The 17,725-nt window shown below is 64.1% G+C and carries 18 protein-coding genes and 2 pseudogenes; 18 read left to right on the top strand and 2 right to left on the bottom strand.

Annotated features, from left to right (window positions below; genetic code table 11):
• The 10 genes and pseudogenes from WKW80_RS36195 to WKW80_RS36150 form a co-directional block, all read left to right on the top strand.
• Window positions 1-175: pseudogene (locus WKW80_RS36195) on the top strand (electron transfer flavoprotein subunit alpha/FixB family protein); the annotation flags it as partial.
• A 14-nt stretch (window positions 176-189) separates the two neighbouring features.
• Window positions 190-858, top strand: a complete 669-nt coding sequence (locus WKW80_RS36190) for an alpha/beta hydrolase (RefSeq protein WP_340368389.1) — start codon at window positions 190-192, stop codon at window positions 856-858.
• The gene (locus WKW80_RS36185; protein WP_340368388.1) at window positions 855-1,712 is read left to right on the top strand and encodes an HpcH/HpaI aldolase/citrate lyase family protein; all 858 of its coding nucleotides are present in this window, start codon (window positions 855-857) and stop codon (window positions 1,710-1,712) included. The genes WKW80_RS36190 and WKW80_RS36185 overlap by 4 nt, the downstream gene beginning before the upstream one ends.
• Before the next feature lie 394 nt (window positions 1,713-2,106).
• A complete protein-coding gene (locus WKW80_RS36180; protein ID WP_340368387.1) occupies window positions 2,107-2,544 on the top strand; it encodes a MaoC family dehydratase in 438 nt (145 codons plus the stop codon).
• 20 nt (window positions 2,545-2,564) lie between these two features.
• Window positions 2,565-3,725: an acyl-CoA dehydrogenase family protein gene (locus WKW80_RS36175; RefSeq protein ID WP_340368386.1), complete on the top strand. Its 1,161-nt coding sequence runs from the start codon at window positions 2,565-2,567 to the stop codon at window positions 3,723-3,725.
• Between the two features lie 42 nt (window positions 3,726-3,767).
• Complete coding sequence (locus WKW80_RS36170) at window positions 3,768-5,282, top strand: class I adenylate-forming enzyme family protein (RefSeq protein ID WP_340368385.1); 1,515 nt, start codon at window positions 3,768-3,770, stop codon at window positions 5,280-5,282.
• Window positions 5,283-5,308: 26 nt separating this feature from the next.
• Window positions 5,309-6,199, top strand: a complete 891-nt coding sequence (locus WKW80_RS36165; protein WP_340368384.1) for an amidohydrolase family protein — start codon at window positions 5,309-5,311, stop codon at window positions 6,197-6,199.
• Window positions 6,196-6,990, top strand: a complete 795-nt coding sequence (locus WKW80_RS36160) for a crotonase/enoyl-CoA hydratase family protein (RefSeq protein ID WP_340368383.1) — start codon at window positions 6,196-6,198, stop codon at window positions 6,988-6,990. The genes WKW80_RS36165 and WKW80_RS36160 overlap by 4 nt, the downstream gene beginning before the upstream one ends.
• 12 nt (window positions 6,991-7,002) lie before the next feature.
• A complete protein-coding gene (locus WKW80_RS36155; RefSeq protein WP_340368382.1) occupies window positions 7,003-8,085 on the top strand; it encodes a hydroxyacid dehydrogenase in 1,083 nt (360 codons plus the stop codon).
• Window positions 8,082-8,513: a hypothetical protein gene (locus tag WKW80_RS36150; RefSeq protein ID WP_340368391.1), complete on the top strand. Its 432-nt coding sequence runs from the start codon at window positions 8,082-8,084 to the stop codon at window positions 8,511-8,513. Before WKW80_RS36155 ends, WKW80_RS36150 begins: the two co-directional genes overlap by 4 nt.
• A 40-nt stretch (window positions 8,514-8,553) precedes the next feature.
• Here WKW80_RS36150 and WKW80_RS37675 read toward each other — a convergent pair.
• Window positions 8,554-8,990: pseudogene (locus WKW80_RS37675) on the bottom strand (IS110 family transposase); the annotation flags it as partial.
• A gap of 449 nt (window positions 8,991-9,439) precedes the next feature.
• Window positions 9,440-10,342: a LysR family transcriptional regulator gene (locus WKW80_RS36135; protein WP_340368390.1), complete on the bottom strand. Its 903-nt coding sequence runs from the start codon at window positions 10,340-10,342 to the stop codon at window positions 9,440-9,442.
• Between the two features lie 147 nt (window positions 10,343-10,489).
• On the opposite strand from WKW80_RS36135, the gene WKW80_RS36130 reads away from it, so the two are divergent.
• The 8 genes from WKW80_RS36130 to WKW80_RS36095 all read left to right on the top strand — a co-directional run.
• Complete coding sequence (locus WKW80_RS36130; RefSeq protein WP_340368380.1) at window positions 10,490-11,731, top strand: aconitase X; 1,242 nt, start codon at window positions 10,490-10,492, stop codon at window positions 11,729-11,731.
• Between the two features lie 5 nt (window positions 11,732-11,736).
• Window positions 11,737-12,228, top strand: coding sequence for an aconitase X swivel domain-containing protein (locus WKW80_RS36125; protein ID WP_340368379.1), 492 nt, complete (start codon window positions 11,737-11,739; stop codon window positions 12,226-12,228).
• Window positions 12,229-12,321: 93 nt separating this feature from the next.
• The gene (locus WKW80_RS36120) at window positions 12,322-13,293 is read left to right on the top strand and encodes a tripartite tricarboxylate transporter substrate binding protein (RefSeq protein ID WP_340368378.1); all 972 of its coding nucleotides are present in this window, start codon (window positions 12,322-12,324) and stop codon (window positions 13,291-13,293) included.
• A 21-nt stretch (window positions 13,294-13,314) separates the two neighbouring features.
• A complete protein-coding gene (locus WKW80_RS36115; RefSeq protein WP_340368377.1) occupies window positions 13,315-14,499 on the top strand; it encodes a YncE family protein in 1,185 nt (394 codons plus the stop codon).
• A gap of 58 nt (window positions 14,500-14,557) precedes the next feature.
• Window positions 14,558-15,208 (top strand): RraA family protein, encoded by a 651-nt coding sequence (locus WKW80_RS36110; RefSeq protein WP_340368376.1) that lies wholly within the window; start codon window positions 14,558-14,560, stop codon window positions 15,206-15,208.
• Window positions 15,205-15,894: an RraA family protein gene (locus WKW80_RS36105; protein WP_340368375.1), complete on the top strand. Its 690-nt coding sequence runs from the start codon at window positions 15,205-15,207 to the stop codon at window positions 15,892-15,894. Before WKW80_RS36110 ends, WKW80_RS36105 begins: the two co-directional genes overlap by 4 nt.
• 3 nt (window positions 15,895-15,897) lie before the next feature.
• A complete protein-coding gene (locus tag WKW80_RS36100; protein WP_340368374.1) occupies window positions 15,898-16,590 on the top strand; it encodes an RraA family protein in 693 nt (230 codons plus the stop codon).
• A gap of 67 nt (window positions 16,591-16,657) precedes the next feature.
• Window positions 16,658-17,725, top strand: a 1,068-nt coding sequence (locus WKW80_RS36095) for an FAD-binding oxidoreductase (protein ID WP_340368373.1), incomplete at its 3' end; no start/stop codon positions are given.

Raw genomic sequence — 17,725 nt, 5'->3', positions numbered from 1 at the left:
CTACATCGCAGCGGGCATCTCGGGTGCGATCCAGCATCTGGCCGGCATGAAGGACTCCAAGGTGATCGTCGCGATCAACAAGGACGAAGAAGCCCCGATCTTCTCGGTGGCGGACTACGGCCTCGTGGCAGACCTTTTCATAGCCGTTCCAGAACTCGCGCTGCAGATCGGCTGATCGATCAAAAGCTCATGGCACAAGCGCACTTTGAAACCGGGACAATCCTCGTCGATGGCCCTGTCGGCGCGATGGAGGTGATGGTCGATGCGCCCATCGATGCCCCGCGTGGCATCGCAGTGCTCACCCATCCACAGCCGCTGCTGGGCGGCAACTCGATGCACAAGATCCCGCACCTGCTCGCAAAGGCAATGCGCGATGCTGGCTGGCTCGTGGCGCGTCCAAACTTTCGCGGCGTGGGCGCAAGCCATGGCACGCACGACGGCGGGATCGGCGAGACGGACGACGTGCTAGCGCTGGTTGCGCAGCTTCGCTCCGCGCATCCTGCGCTGCCGCTGGCACTGGTCGGCTTCTCTTTCGGTGCCTTTGTGCAGTCACGTGTGGCGCGCCGACTGGCCGACCGGAACGAGCCTGCCCGCCGCGTCGTGCTGGCGGGCATGCCGGCCGGCGAGGTGGAGGGTCGGCGCCAGTACGCGCCGGACACCGGCTTGCCAGACGCGCTGATCGTGCACGGCGAGAACGACACGCGCGTGGCCCTGAGTGCCGTGCTCGACTGGGCCCGGCCGCAAGGGCAACCCGTCATGGTCGTGCCGGGTGCGGATCATTTCTTCACAGGGCGCCTGCCCGTCTTGCGCTCGCTCGTGTTGTCACACTTGGCCGGCGCTTTGGGAGATCCATCTTGAATCAAGAAATGGCGAAACGCTGTGCCCTTGCGCGCAGCATGCTGTTCGCCCCGGGCAACCGGCCGGCGTTGTTCGAAAAAGCGCTTCGCAGTGGCGCCGATGCGGTGATCCTCGACTTGGAGGACAGCGTGCCCATTGCGGACAAAGCCACGGCGCGCGAGACCGTGGAGCGCGAATGGGAGCGACTGCAACTCCTCGGCGTACCCTTGGTGGTGCGAATCAACCCTGCCGATACCAATGCGGGCATGCAAGACCTGTCGTGGTTGAAGCGGCTGCCGCCGCCGGCCGCCGTGATGCTGCCGAAGGTCGAGTCGGCGAGTTCGCTGGCCGAGGTACATGACAGCTTGAATGGCTTATCGCTTCTGCCACTCATCGAGAGTGCGGCCGGGTACGCCGCCTTGTCCTCATTGGCTGCCGCGCCCGGCGTGGCCAGACTCGTTGTCGGGAATATCGACTTCATGGCAGATGTGGGCCTGCAGTGCGACGAGTCGGAAAGCGAGTTGGCACCTCTGCGCTTCGCGATTGCCATCGCCTCGCGTCTAAACCGCCTCGCGCCAGCAGTCGACGGCGTAACGGTCCAGATTGGGGACGAGACGCGGCTGCGAAACGATACCCACCGCGCGCTTCGCTTCGGATTCGGTGGCAAGCTCTGCATCCACCCACGCCAGGTGGCAGTGATTCATCAGGCGCTTTTACCCACCGAACAGGAATTGGATTGGGCGAAACGGGTGATCGCTGCTGACGCGCAGGCTGCCGGGGCGGCAGTCCAACTGGATGGCCGGATGGTGGACCTTCCGGTCGTTCTGCAGGCTCGGCGAACGCTCGCGCGGGGCTCAGACACGGGATCGAACTGACGCCTGGAGGACTTGCGCATCGCTTCCAAGTTCGATGGTTGATGTGCGCGCGCAAATTGTTGAGCACAGGCGCGCTGTAACCACGGTCACCCCCTTGGCAGCTTCAGTCGCGGATGCATTTCGCGCGGCGTACTTGCATGCCTGGCCCTCAGGCGTAGGTCCAGGCGCATGAAGACCCTCGCAAGTCGATCCCCTTAGCTCGCTTGCGGCTGTGCCGACTGCATCAGTTCCGTACTCGACCGTCGTCTGACGCTCCACAGCAGTTCTTGCCATACCAAGCACTGATGGGTGAATCACAAATTTCTATTTTACGCTGATGGTCATCAGTTCTTATGATTCCACAAGGCTGCCAAGCAGCAAAACAAATACACCGAGACAACCGCAATGGACCACCATGAATGAGCTGAACGGCTACGACTTCGAAGACCTGAAAGAGGGCATGAGCGCGAGCTTTGCAAAGACCATCACGGAGGCTGACATCGTCCGGTTCTCCGAAGTGTCGGGCGACAGCAACGCAGTCCACCTCGACGAGGAATTCGCGCAGACAACACCGTTCAAGGGCCGCATCGCTCACGGCATGCTGGCCGCAAGCGTGATCTCCGCCGCGCTCGCCGGTCGATTGCCGGGCCCGGGCAGTGTGTACCTCGGACAGAACCTGCGTTTCAAGGCACCCGTGCGGCCGGGCGACACGGTGCACGCGACGGTGACCGTCAAGGAACTGATTTCCGAGAAGCGCCGTGTGGCACTGAGCACCGTTTGCACAGTCGACGGCCAGCCGGTGATCGAAGGAGACGCGCTTGTCCTGCCGACATCCCGCGCTTCCCGCAAGTAACCAATACAGGAGATATTCATATGGCGCTCTGGAAAGAGTTCGAGGACGCTTCAGTCGTCCAGTCGTACCGGGAATTTGCCCGAACGCACGTGCAGCCGGTGGCGGCCGAGATCGACCGCGATGACCTCTATCCAGCCGACGTCGTGGAGCGCGCGGCCGAGCACGGGTTCAACGCGCTCGTCGTGCCCGAGCAGTACGGCGGAGCCGGCTGTTCGTTCCGCCGCGTGGTTTCCTTCTTCGAGGAGGTGGGCGCGGCCAGCGCGTCAGTGGGTATCTCGCTGAACTCCAACTTCCAGGCGCAGAACGTGATCCTTCGCGTGGGCGCTGAGAGCCTGCGCGAGCGTTACCTGCCTCAATTTGCACGGGGCTTGAAGGCGTCCTACGCGCTGACCGAACGCAACCACGGCAGCGACATTCGCACGCTCGACACGCGCGCCGTGCGCGACGCCGAGAGCTGGGAACTGAACGGGCAGAAATCCTTCATCACCTCCGGCACGGGCGCGGATCTGTTCATCATCCTGGCGCAGACAGACGAAGGACTGGGCGTGTTCGCCGTACCGCGCGACACGCCAGGCGTCAGCACCTTCGCCAGTGATCGCAGCGAGACCTTCGGCCTGCGCAACGGACCGCACGTGGAACTGCTGCTGCAAGGCGCGCGGATCCCGCACGACCACCTGATCGGTGAGGTGGGGCAGGGCCTGAAGGTGGTGGTGCGCAACCTGAACTATTCGCGCACCCTGAATGCCGCCATGTCGATCGGCCTGGCGCGCATGGCCTTCGAGGAGTCGCTCTCCTACGTGCGGCAGCGCAAGGCCTTCGACCAGTTCGTCTATGACTTCCAGGGCATCCAGTGGTACTTCGCCGAATCGCTGGCCCAGATCGATGCAGCGCGCCTGCTGCTGTACGAGGCGGCGGACGCGATCGACGAACAGCGGGACGTGGAGCGCCATTCGAGCGAAGCCAAGCTGATGTGCTGCACCGTGGCCAACAACGTGACGGCCAAGGCGATCCAGGTCTGCGGCGCCTACGGGACGATGGTCAATTCACCCTTCAACCGCTACTGGCGCGACGCCAAGACCTTCGAGATCGGCGGCGGGTCCATGGAGGTGCTCAAGAACACGGTCGGGCGCTATCTGGGGCGATTGAATCTCGATCAGTTGGCCGCCTCGCCGGTGGCCTGAAAAGTTCTTCCCATTCCTTCCTTCACCTCATCGAGATTCCCCATGTTCAGCAATCAAAATCTTGCCCAACTCATCACCAGCGCGGCCAGGCGTTCCCCGAAGGCGCTCTACGGCACGGACCGGGTGTCCAGGCCCTTGGTCGAAGCCCTGGAACTGGCGCGCGGCCTGGCCCGGCAACTGGCCGCCTCCGGCCTGCGCCGGGGTTCCACTGTGGCATTCATCGGCGCCACCAGCGAGCACTATCTGATCCTCTGGATGGCCGCTCAACTCATGGGCGTGCGCACCGCGCTCATCAATCCGCACTATCCACAGGAGCTGCTGCGCGACATGCTGATGGACCTGAAGCCTGACGCAGCGGCGTATTTCGACGACACCTTCGCCGCGCCTGCCAGCGCGGCGTGGGGACAGTTGGATGCACGCCGCGCCTGGGACGGGCAAGTCGCGCTGACGCTCGCCGAAGGCGCCAGCGCACCGGGCACGGCCGATGCGGGCGACGCGGCCGATTGGGGCGCGCAGTGCGCCGGTGGCGACATCGCCAGCTACATGCACACTTCCGGCACTTCGGGGCGTCCCAAGTTCTGCGCGCAGAGCCACACCTACTTCATCCGGCTCGGCCGCTTCATCGCCGACTCGATGGGCTACACGTGGCGCGACGTGGTCTATGCCCCCATGCCCATGTTCCACATCAATCCGCTGGGCTATGGCGTGGTGGCGGGCTTGACGGCGGGGGCGAGCACGCTGGGCACGAGCCGCTTCTCCGCGGCGGATTTCTGGGCCACCGTGAAGCGCATCGGCGCAACGGCCGTCGTGCTGCACGGCACGCCGCTGAAGATGCTGCTCAGGGACACCACCACGCAGGACAGCGACGGCCATCAATTGCGGTCCGTGTTCTTTGCATCGGAAGAGTTCCTGACCAAGTTCAATGTACCAATGGGCATCACGCTGTACGGCTCCACGGAAGCAGGCGGCCTGTGCCATCTCTGGCAATTGCGCCCCGGCGACGTGGAGCCTGCGGAGGAAGGGCCGACGCAGTACGCCGGACGCGTGCGCTTCGACATGGACGCCAAGCTCTCTGGCGACGGCGAGATCCTGGTGCGGGAGCTTTCCAGGGACACCATGTTCTCCGGCTACCTTCGCGACGGAGTGATCGACCCGTCACTGGACGAGGAGGGGTGGTTCCACACCGGCGACCGCGGCCGCGTCGACTCTTACGGCAACCTGGTTTTCATCGAGCGCCTGAGCGAGGCGATCCGCGTCAACGGAGAGTACGTGCCCATCGACTACGTGGAGCGCAAGCTGGAGACCGAGGCGGGCCTTTCCGAATTCGCGCTGTGGAGCAAACCGGATGCGGTCAGCGGCCAGCGCCCAGTGCTGTTCGTGACCGATCCCAACCTGGATCTCGCGCGTACGACGGCAGTGATCAAGTCCCTGCCCGGAATCATGCGACCCGTGGAGATCTTGCGGATCGAAGCCCTGCCGCGCGACACCGGCGTCAACAAGGTGCAGCGCCGCCGCTTGGTGGACCAGGCCGTGTTGTGGCGCCACGCGTTGGCCTGACCGAAGTTGTTCTCGACGGACGAATCATGAAGATCGAATCAAGCTGCCTCACACCTCCGAAGGCGTTCAGTCCCGCAACGTATGAGGTTCCGCAATACGGGTGCGACACGCATGCGCACGTCGTCGCGGCGGACGAGTCAACCTATCCGCTGGTTGCCAACCGAAGCTACACGCCGGTGCCCACGCCCGAAGCCGACTATCTCGCAATGCTCGACGCCACCGACATGGATCGCGGCGTGCTGGTGCAGATCAGCGTCTACGGCACGGACAACCGCTACATGCTCGAAGTGCTGCGCCGTCATCCGGAGCGTTTGCGTGGCATCGGCGTCGTCTCGCCCGATGTCTCTGAGCGCGAGTTGACCGAGATGCACGAGGCGGGCGTGCGGGGCCTGCGCCTGAATGTCCTGTACGGCGGCGGAGTAGGGCTGGACGCGGCGCAAGTCCTGGCCGCGAAGATCGCAGACATGGGCTGGCACCTGCAACTGTTGCTCGATGCCAGGCAATTGCCGGCCCTGATGCCGCGCCTCCAGAAGCTGACGGTGCCGATCGTCGTCGACCACATGGGCCACATGCCGGTGGCGGTCGGTACGCAGCATGCGGGCTTCCAGGCGCTCCGGCATCTTCTGCGCGAGCACGGCTGGTGGACCAAGCTCTCCGGCGCGTACCGGATCAGCGAATCGCCGGCGCCGTACGACGATGTGACGCCTTGGGCGCAGGCGCTCGTCGAGGCGGCGCCCGACCGGGTCGTGTGGGGCAGCGATTGGCCGCATGTCGCGGTAGCCCCGATGCCGGATGCCGGCGAGCTGCGCAACCTGCTCGAAACCTGGGTGCCTGACGCGGCGCAGCGGCACCGGATCCTCGTCGACAACCCGGCGCGGCTATATGACTTTCCGAAGACCGAAGGGAACGCATCGTGAGCACATTCCTGAAGTACGAACAGCTCGGCCACGTTGTCACGTTGACCATGTCACAGCCCGAGCAGCGCAATCCGCTGACAGGCAACACGGCGGTCGAGGAATTTCTCGCAGCGATCGACAAGATCAGCTTCGATCGCAGCGTGCGCGCGGTCATCCTGACCGGCGAAGGACCGGCCTTCAGCGCTGGCGGCGACATCCGCAAGATGAGGGAGCAGTCCTTCGGCGAGGTGGACGGAATGCGCATCCGCGAGGACTACCGACAAGGCATTCAGCGCCTGCCGCTCGCGCTCTTCAGCCTGGAGGTTCCAGTGATCGCCGCCGTCAACGGCCCCGCCATTGGTGCGGGGCTTGACCTGGCCTGTATGTGCGATCTGCGCATCGCGTCGGAGAAGGCGCGTTTCGCTGAGAGCTTCGTGAAGATGGGCATCGTGCCGGGAGACGGCGGTGCCTGGCTGCTGCCGCGGGTGATTGGCTTGTCACGGGCGGCGGAGCTGTCGTTCACCGGTCGCGTGATCGATGCAGCCACCGCGCTGCAATGGGAACTGGTGTCCCAAGTGGTGCCACACGAGGAACTGCTAGTCGCAGCCAACCGGCTTGCGGATGAGATCGCCGCCAATCCGCCCCAGGTCACGCGCATGACAAAGCGGTTGATCCGCGAGGGCATGCACATGAGCCTGGCGTCGCTGCTGGAGCTCTCCGCCGCGCACCAAGCGCTGGCCCATCAGACGGCAGACCACCGTGAAGCCGTGTCGGCCTTCCTGGACAAACGCACGCCGCAGTTCGGCGGCTGATGGACCACGCCCATGACTAACGTACAACACGCAAGCATCGACCAGGACATCGCCACTCGCCTGCACAAGGTCGTGCGATTCGGATTCTGGATGGATCCCGAGTTCGATCGCATCCTGTCCGCTGAATCTTCCATTGCGCTGCAGACCTGCGCCATGGACAGCCCGGATGCCGTGCTCGGAGCGGCGCTGGCCAGCGCACGGGTGCTGCAGACCAACTCTGCGAGGGATGAACTCCCGCCGCAGCTGTTCGCCAACGCTGCACTGTTGCAGCGTTGTCCCCACTTGCTGGCTGTCTCCGCCAATGGTTCTGGCTGCGACACCATCGACATCGACGCCTGCACCCGGGCAGGCGTGATGGTGCTGAACCAGGCGGGCGGCAACGCCGATTCGGTGGCCGAAATGTCCCTCGGCCTGATGCTCGCGGTGCTGCGCCGCATCGCCGAATCGGATCGCCTGCTGCGAAGCGGCGAGCGCGGCTTCAGCCGCGAGGATCTGATGGGCCGTGAACTGCGTGGCCGCACGCTGGGCCTGGTGGGCATGAGCGCCATCGGCAGCCGTACCGCCGCGCTGGGTCGCGCCTTTGGCATGCGCGTGCTTGGGAGCGATCCAGGTGTGGACGCTCAAGAGATGGCGAGGCGTGGTGCCGAGGCGGTGAGCTTTGACGAGCTCCTTCGGCAGTCCGACATCGTCTCGCTGCACTGTCCGCGCAACGCACACACGCTGGGCCTGATGAACGAAGCGCGCTTCGCCGCGATGAAGCCGGGTGCCATCTTCATCAGCACCGCACGCAGCGGAATCCACGACGAGGCTGCGTTGGCTCAGGCCTTGGCCAGCGGCCACTTGGCGGGGGCAGGGCTCGACGTGTGGGAGCAGGAGCCTCCTCCCCCGACGCACCCGCTGCTGGCGTTGCCCAACGTGGTGGCTACGTACCACACCGCCGGGGTGACGCAGGAGGCGCGGCGCAACAACGCAGCACTTGCTGCTACGCAGATCGTGCAACTGCTCACGACCGGCCAGCGGCCCGAGCGGCTGGTCAATCCCGCGGTGTGGCCGCGTGCGATGGAGCGCCTTGCGGCATTCGGAGCGCAGCGTTGAAGATCGATTCGGGCCACGTCGACTCCGAGACGATGCAGACCGGCAATGCGCAACGTCTAGTGGCAAACACCCAGCGTGCCAAGAGTTCGGTCTTCTCCGGCAAACTGTGCATTCACCCTCAGCAGGTCATCGGCTTTCACGCGGCGCTGAAACCTTTCGGAGTTGAAGTGTCGTGCGCACGTCGTGTGGTGGAGGTGGACAAAGACTCGAACGAATTAGCTGTTCAATTCGACGGTCGCATAGTCGATCTGCATGTTGTCTTGCAGGCTCGGCAGACTTTGACGATGATCGGAATCGGTGGGGTAGGGCGACGACTTCTCGTTCGGCGCGCGCCATTCCATTTCAGATTGACGGCTATGGGCCGACCCGCCCATTTACCGACGTCGGCCTACCGCCTGATGTCATCACACGAGCATGGATCAGACTGATATCCGTGGGTTGGTTACCACCGTGCATCGATCCGTCATGGCGCACCTTTAGACGTATGTTGACCGCGTCTTCGCGCGCCCGCCAGAGATTGCGCATCGCCTCGTGGGCCTCGTCGGGCACCCAGCTCGCTTTGAGTTCGCCCGCCCGGGACAACTCGGCCAACCGCGCGCAATCGCGTCGATCGGTCTTGATGTGTTCGCCCGCGCGCCGCGGTATCAAGGACGGTGCGATGATCTCGCAACGATAGCCGCGCCGGCTCAGCTCTCGATACAGCCCATACCCGGTGGGCCCGGCTTCATAGACCACGCTCACGTGCCGCGCCGGGCCGTCTTGCGCAGCGTCTTGATCACCCCCTGCACGTCAGGCCCCAGGGTGCCGAGGAAACGGCTGGGTTCTCGCCCAGCTTCACACACGGCAACCGAAATGCTGTCCTTGCGGGCATCCAAACCAACGAAGAAATTGATACTCTCGTCCATGGCTCGTCTCCATACGGTTTGCGGCTGGGGAACCCGCCGCATGTGGCTCGGCGCACTCGTAGAGGGCGCAATCCACGATACCGGAGACGGGCCCTCCTCCGCCTATAGAACGACCATCATGTCTAGTCCGTCTTACACAAGCATTGGGGGCGCGCATGCATCTTGATCGTCCACGATCGCCCTGAAACACGGGTCGCGATCACTCAGAATCCGGCGTCCACGATCGTGGCAATGCGCATTTGACAACGATGACGGTCGACGAGCCCGCAAATTCGTGCGAGTTGCACCGCTGCGGCCGTCCACGCCGGACCTGCCGCAATGCAGTAGCGAAAGCAGTCATAACCTTTGTTGCTTTGAGGTTGACTAAGGCCGGGACCAGAAGCGGGTTCACGACACGCGGCGAGAAGGGAATGCAAGCAGTCATTCGACACATGCAGAAAGACCTGTGCTCACGCCGTCTGAAAAATCCTCCCGAAATCGCACTGCTCCTGCGCAAGCCTGGCGATGGAGGAAACCAGGTTGCTTTGCCGATCCGCCCTCGAGATCGCCGCGTACGGCGCCACCGGCAAGGTAGGCGACACCGTGAGGACTTGGAGCGCGCCCGAATCGATCATGGGTGCAAGAAACTTCTTTGGAAGGTAGCTGACACCTATCCCCGACACCGTGAGGCCGATCAGGGCCACGAGGCTGGTGCTGAACACGGTGTTCTCGGGCTGGATGCCAATGGATTGCATCCAGCGGTTGTAAAGCCGCCCGGTGCCCGAGCGGTCGTCCTGCGTCAGCAGACGGTGCGTCGCCAGGTCCTGCATGCTGATGGGGCCTTTTTTTCGGCCCACCAAGCCGGGCTTGCACATCCATGCGTGCTCGACGACGCCGACACGTCGGGACAGCAGCTTTTGATCGTCGAAGGCGTCTGGAACGATCATGACATCCACGTCATCGGCCAGCAGCTTGTCGCGCAGCGTCATGCTGGCATCCACATGCGGCTCGATGATCACCCTCGGATAGCTGGCTTGGATCGCGCTCACCAGACGCGGCAGCCACGTCATGGCGGTGAGCTCTGTGACGCCGATGCGAACGTGCCGTTCGAGGATTTCGGGACGCTGCATCCGTTCGACCACCGCATCACGCTGTTCCAGCAAGCGCCTCGCGAGCAGGAGCATCTCTTCACCTTTTTCAGTGAGCCTCGCCTTGTGCTGCGAGCGGTCGAAGAAGGGCGTCTCGAATACCGACTCCAGTTCCTGCACGCGCTTCGACACGGCTGACTGCGTGGTGTGCAGCTTGTTGGCCGCCTGCGCGAAACCGCCCGCCTGCACGACCCAGTAGAACGCCTCCAGTTGCTTGAACGTCATCATGGCTGGCTCTTTCCGTCACCCCGATCTTTATCTGATTCAAGAATATAGATCAATTCCAATTTATCGCTTTTCGTGATCGACTTCTAAACCCAGAATTCACCCCATCGACGGCCCGTACCGCGAGCCGCAAATAGGAGACACACGATGGTTTTGACAGACGAAGAAACAGCGATGCTCAACGGTGACAAGGGTGCCGCCGTGCAGAAAGCCATGCAGATCCTGGTGGCCCTGGGCGAGAGCTTCGGCGCAGAGCGGCTTGTGGCCGTCAACAACGTCCACATGGCGGGATCCTCGGTGCTGGTGGCCGAGGAAGCCGGCACCCGGTTTGTCGAGGACATCCGCAAGCAGGGCGGCAAGTTCGTGACCCGCGTCACGACAAATCCGACCGCCGTCGATCCCAGCCAGTGGAAGGAGATCGGCATCCCCGAATCGGACAGCATCCTGCAAACACGGCTGACCGATGCGTACGCCGGCATGGGTGCCAACAGTTGCAACACCTGCATCCCCTACCTCGTGGGCAACATGCCCCGCTTCGGTGAACACATGGCATGGGGCGAGTCCTCGGCCGTGGTCTTCGCCAACTCCGTGTGCGGCGCCCGCACCAATCGCGAAGGCGGCCCGAGTGGACTGGCCTCGGCATTGACCGGCCGCACGCCGGAGTACGGCTTCCACCTGAAGCACAACCGCTACGGCAAGTTCCTCATCAAGGTGGAAACGCAACTGCGCGACATGACGGACTTTGGAACGCTGGGCTACTTCGCCGGCAAGATCGCCGGGCAGGACACCCCCGTGTTCACCGGCGTGGCGACAACGCCGACGCTGGAAGATCTGAAGGCGCTGAGCGCCGCGCTGGCATCGTCCGGCTCGGTCAGCATGTTCCACGCGGTCGGCGTGACGCCCGAAGCACCGACAGTCGAAGAAGCCTTCGGCGGCCGGACGCCCGACAAGGTGCTGGTCTTCGGTGACGCGGAGAAGGCGGCAGCGGAAGCGGCCCTGAATCGCGAGCCTTCCGACCACGTGGACTGGATCCTTGTCGGCTGCCCCAACGCCTCTGTGCAGGAGATCCGCGAAGTGGCCGACGCCCTGCAGGGCAAGAAGGTCCACCAAGACGTCGCCCTCTGGGTGACGACTGCCGGCGCGATGTACGCCATGGCCGAGCGCAACGGCTATATCAAGACGATCGAGGACGCGGGCGGGATCGTGGTTCGTGAGACCTGTCCCTTCCTGGCCCGCAGCCGCGTGATTGCACCCAGCAAAGGCTACAAGACCCTGACGACCAATTCGGCCAAGATGGCCTTCTATGCGCCGGGCCAGTTCGGCCTTCCTACCCACTACGGCAACTTGGGTCGCGTCATGCAGGCGGCCATCGACGGCGTCTGGAGGTAAGCATCATGGCAACAGAAAAGCTCGTCCTGAAGGGGCGCAAGATCGTCACTGGCAAGGCCAGCGGCGAAGCGGTTGTCACACGCGAGGCGATCAGCTTCAACGGAGGCGTCGACAACTACACTGGCATCGTCACCGAACCCGGCCACGAGATCGAAGGCGTGAACATCGCCGGCAAGGTTCTCGTGTTCCTTACGGGCAAGGGCTCCACCGGTGGTTCGTACAAGATCTACGACATGGTGTCACGTGGTACCGCCCCCGTCGCGTTCGTGCAGGTGAGTCCGGAAGGCGTGACCACCATCGGCGCCATCATCGGGAACATCCCCGCCGTGGCCGGCCTGGACCAGGACCCGACACACGTCATCTCCAACGGGGATTTCGTCGAAGTGGATGCGGATGCGGGCACGGTGGTCGTGACCTTTCGCGATCCCACGAAGCACGTCGCCGACCGGCCTGTGGCCGACGAGGTGAAGCGGCCCTTCGACGCCGATCTCTCCTAGCTTTTCCCTGCCTTCTCATTCAACAAGCCAAGAGTCTTTCGACTCGGGGCCGGCCGCCGCATGCGGTCGCCTGAAACCAACTGGAGACAAACTATGACCCGCCGCCCGTTTTTCCGCTTCACGCTCGCTGCCTGCCTGGCCGCAGCAGGATTTGCGTCCCATGCCCAGGACTGGCCTGCCAAGAAGATCATCACCTTGGTCGTGCCCTTTGCCGCGGGTGGCAGCACCGACTCCACCGCCCGCCTGCTCGCAGTCAAACTGGGCAAGGAACTGGGCCAGCAAGTCATCGTCGAGAACAAGGTGGGGGCCGGCAGCAATATCGGCTCGGCCTATGTGGCGAAGGCTGCACCCGACGGCTACACGCTGTTGTTTGCGACGAGCGCGATTGCCACCAACGTCACGCTCTACAAGAGCACGGGCTTCGACCTGCGCAAGGACCTTGCGCCGGTGTCCGAGGTGGCGCTGATCCCGAACGTGCTGGTGGTCAACAACGAACTTCCCGCGAAGACCTTGCCGGAATTCGTCGATTTCGTCCAGAAGAAGAAGGTGGGTGTCAGCTATGGATCGGCAGGCAGCGGGTCGGCCTCCCATCTCTCGGGCGCGCTTTTCAACAGCATGGCCAAGGGCGACATGCTGCATGTGGCCTACAAGGGCGGTGCGCCTGCAAATACCGACCTCATCGGCGGACAGATCCAGGCGGTGTTCGCGCCTCTCATCGAGGTGCTGCCTTTTATAGAGGGCGGCAAGCTGCGCGCGCTCGGTGTCACGACCAAGACCCGTTCGCAACGGCTGCCCGACGTACCCGCGATCACCGAAGCTCTACCCGGGTACGAGGTTGCATTGTGGAACGGTGTGTTCGCCCCCGCTGCAACGCCGCCGGCCGTCGTCGAGAAGATCGCCGCGGCGATCCAGAAGGCGGCGCAGGATCCGGCCGTAAAAAAGGCGCTGGCTGATCAGGGGTCCGTGCCCGTTGCCAATACGCCTGCCGAGTTCAAGAAGATCGTCGATCAGGAGATCGACAAGTGGGGCAGGCTAGTCAAGCTCTCCGGCGCGACCGTCGATTGATGGATCAGGACACGCACGGTCATGACCCACCCCCGATTCCCCTCCTTGCGAAGTATGCTGGCGATGGCAGCCGTCGCGGCGCTCGCGGGATGCGCGGGCCCACGGCCGGCGAATGAAGCGCCCTCGTACTTCCTTTCGGTTCAGGACGGCCGAGCCGGTCTCGCCGACGGCGTGTCTGTGGTACGCGACGCGGCGGACTCGCTGGCCGTCGTCGAACTCGCGGGGGGGCGACTGCGCGTTGTGCAGCAACTCGCGATGCCGACTTCGCTGGTCGGGCCGCCGAGCTCTGTCGCGATCGCGCCGGGCGGACGCCTCGCGCTGGTGAGCGCCGCGACTCGGCGCGACCCGGCTGACGCCACCAAGGTTGTGCCCTTCGATCTCGTGTCGGTGTTGGTGCTCGATCCGGCCGGGAAAACTGCGCCGCGTGTCGTTGCCACCTTGACCACCGGCGCCGGCGCGTCGGGCATTTCGATCAATCGCGCGGGCACGCTGGCACTTGTTGCCAACCGCGTCGAAGGGACTGTCTCGGTGCTCGCCATCGAGGGAGAACTGGTACGCGGCGTCGGCAAGCTGAACCTCGGCGAGAAGTCGGGGCCTGCGCATGTCGCCTTCACGCCGGACGGCCGTCGTGCGCTGGTGACCCGCGACGGTGACAACCGCATCAGCGTGCTGATCGTCCAGGGACAGACCGTGAAGCTGGACCCGCGCGAGCTATATGCCGGGCTGCGGCCTTACGGCCTCGACGTGTCGCCAGATGGCGCATGGGCCGCAGTGACCAACCTCGGCGCGGGACTCGGTGACGCGGACACGATCAGCCTCATCGACCTCCGCAGCGCATCGCCACGCGTTGTCGACACCGTGACGGTTGGGCAAACGCCGGAAGGAATCTTCTTCTCGCCTGATGGCCGCTCTATGGGCGTGACCGTCATCGATGGCAGCAACAAGCCGCAGGCGTCCGCATTTCATGGCACGGCGCGTTACCGCCTGTTCAGTATCGACAGCGGCCGATTGAAACCGGTGGCCGAACTCGCCGGCGGGCAATGGTTGCAAGGCCATGCCTTCTCGTCCGACGGTAGCGCGGTGCTGGTGCAGGACGCCGCCAACCGGCAGATCCGCCTTTACCGCGACGCGGGCGGAACGCTGGCCGATACCGGCGAACGCCTGCAACTGGACGCCGCGCCAGCCGCACTAAAGCTATGGCGCTGAGCCATGTATCCCCACCCAACCCAAACAACCAAGCAAGACAACCACCACACGAGTTCCCATGAACACCACCACTCTTCTTCCTCCCGCCGCGCGTTTTTCCGGAGCCTATGCCGAGCAGTCCGTCGCCACCGTGCACGAGGCCGCTGGTCGAATCGGCGCACTGTCCAGCGCGGTCAAGCCGATTGCCGCGGGCATGAAGCTGTCCGGCCCCGCCTTTCCATTCACGCTCAAGCCGGGTGACAACCTCGCCATTCACGAAGCGCTGTACGAGGCGCCTGCCGGCAGCGTGCTGGTAATCGACGCCTATGACTTCCTCGAAGCCGGTCCGTTCGGCGAGATCATCGCAGTCGCTGCGCAGGTGCGTGGCATCGCGGGCCTGGTCACGTCTGGCTCCGTGCGCGATCGGGACGCCATTGCAGCCATCGGGTTCCCGGTGTTCGCCAAGGGGCTGTGCGTGAAGGGCACCGACAAGCTGGTGCCGGCCAGGCTCGGGGGAGCCGTCGTCATCGATGGTGTCGTCGTGAACCCGGGCGACTGGGTGCTCGGCGACGCCGATGGCGTCGTCGTCATCCCGGCCGCCGAGGCCGAATCGGTGTTGAATCAATCCATCGAGCGGGAGGCCAAGGAGCGCGCCATCATCGAGCGCATTCGCCAGGGCGCGCGTACGCTGGACGTCTACAACTTCGGCGGCAACGAGGTGGCGAAATGAACTGGAAGGAATTCGACAGCGGTTTCCGAGCGCGTCTCGACGCGCTGGCCACTTCCAACCTCAGCGACGCATGCGACCGTGTTGGCGTGCCGCGCTGTGCCGTGCAGGGCATCGTGCCGCGCTGGGGCCGAACGAAGGTTGTCGGGCAGGCCGTGACCATCCGCATGACGGCCGCCGGTGCCGTGCCTTCGGTGGCCCACCTCGGCGTGGACGCGATCGCCAACAGCAATGCCGGCGACGTGATCGTCGTCGACAACCGCGGGGACCTGCACAACAACTGTTGGGGCGAGATTCTGGCGCTGGGCGCCAAGCTCCAGGGTGTCTCCGGCGTGGTGGTGGACGGGGCGGTGCGCGATGTCGATGCCTGCGAGACCTTCGACTTTCCGGTGCATGCCCGCGGCACGGTGCCGAGCACGGCACGGGGCCGAATTGTGCAGGAGGCTTGGAACGTGCCGGTCCGCCTGGGCGATTCGGCCGTGCGGCCGGGCGACGTGATCGTGGCCGATGTCAACGGCGTGGTCGTTGTGCCGATCGAGCGCCTGTCCGAGGTCGTCGAGGCTGCCGAGGAAATCATGGCCAAGGAAAACGCCATGCTGGACGCACTGCGCGCAGGCGAATCGATGCAGGAAGTCGATCGCCGTTTCAACTACGAACAAATGCTGCGGCAACCCGCCGCGAGGAACTGAGTCATGAGCGAAGCAAGGAATTCGGCGGCATCGTCCGACGTTTTGGTCGAAGCCTTCAAGGCACTGGATAGCGCCGGCGTTTCTGACGCGATGGACAAGCTAGGTTTGGAAGCCGGCTGCCACGGCATTAAGCCCGTGGTGCATGGCGTCAAGTTCGCGGGACGGGCCTTCACGGTCAAGTACCGCGCCTGCGGCGTGGTGGAGCGCGGCACCGTGGGCGACTTCCTCGACGACGTACCGGCGGGCCATGTGATCGTCATCGACAACGCGGGCCGCACCGATTGCACCGTGTGGGGCGACATCATGACCACGCTGGCGAGCCGCATGGACGTCGCCGGCACGGTGATCGACGGCGTTTGCCGCGACGTACCCAAGATCCGCGAACTAGCCTACCCAGTCTTCAGCCGCGACTACTACATGATGACCGGCAAGGACCGAGTGGAACTCGAAGCCTTGAACGTGCCCGTCAACGTGGCCAACCGCCAGGTGCGGCCAGGCGACATCGTGCTGGGAGACGACTCTGGCGTGGTGGTGGTGCCGGCCTCCCGGGCGGAGGAGGTGCTAGCGATCGCGCGGGAGATCGAGCACACAGAGCAGGAAATTCTCAAGCGCATCGCCAAGGGCCAGACGCTTCGCGAGGCGCGCGCCGAGCTTCAGTACCACGCCCTGCAAACGCCGAAGGAGGCAAAGGCCTGAGCGCAGTGGACCAGATCCGGCCGACTGGCCGGCCGGCAAGCGATCGGAATGGAGCTTCAGCTTTTTTATGTGCACACAGATACTTGGTGAACTGGCTTCGATCGTCGGAGCCAACGGCTTGCTTCTCGAGGATGCGGCCGCGCCGTTTCTCGTGGATTGGAGGGGGCGATACACGGGGCGCGCACAGGCCGTGGTCCGACCGGGAAACGTTCAGGAGGTGGCCGCCGTAATGCAAGTTTGCGCGAGACACGGGACACCTGTGGTTCCGCAAGGGGGAAATACTGGCTTATGCGGTGGCGCGACACCTGACGAGAGCGGTGAAGCGATCGTTCTTTCGCTCACACGACTCAACGCGGTCCGCTCCATCGACACAGACAACGACACGATGGTCGTGGACGCCGGATGCACCTTAAGCGCCGTCCAGGAGGCCGCCCGCGCCTGTGGGCGCTTGTTTCCTCTGAGTCTGGCCGCCGAAGGAACCTGCACGATCGGGGGAAACCTGGCCACGAATGCGGGCGGAACGCAGGTGCTGCGCTACGGCAATGCACGCGACCTTGCCCTGGGTCTCGAAGTCGTCACGCCCGACGGCGAAATCTGGAACGGCTTGCGCGGCCTGCGCAAGGACAATACCGGATACGACTTACGGGATCTCTACATTGGCAGTGAAGGCACGTTGGGTGTAATCACTGGCGCGACGCTAAAGCTATATCCGATGCCCGCCGCCCAGCGGACGGCGATTCTCGCTTTGGCCTCGGTGGACGACGCAGTTCGCTTGCTATCCCGGGCGAGGAAGGGTTTCGGACCTTCGCTAACTGCCTTCGAGGTGATGGCTGGAAGCGTGCTCCACGACGTGGTGCGGCTCTTCCCTCCGCAACGTCTTCCGTTTGAAGGGCCGTCCGCCGTCGCCTCCTACTTCGCGCTGCTCGAATTGTCCGACATGGAGAGCGAGGAACACGCGCAGGCGCAGTTTGAAAACGTTCTTGGTGTCGCCATGGAGGAGGGGTTGATCCTCGATGCCGTCATAGCCGAAAGCATGACCCAGAGCAAGGCGTTCTGGCATCTGCGCGAAAGCATTCCCCTCGCGGAGGCAGATCCTGGCAAGAGCATCAAACACGATGTCTCAGTTCCGATTTCG

This window comes from Variovorax humicola (assembly GCF_037889915.1).
Taxonomy (GTDB): Bacteria; Pseudomonadota; Gammaproteobacteria; order Burkholderiales; family Burkholderiaceae_C; genus Variovorax; species Variovorax humicola.
This window is presented reverse-complemented; position numbering and strand designations above follow the sequence as displayed.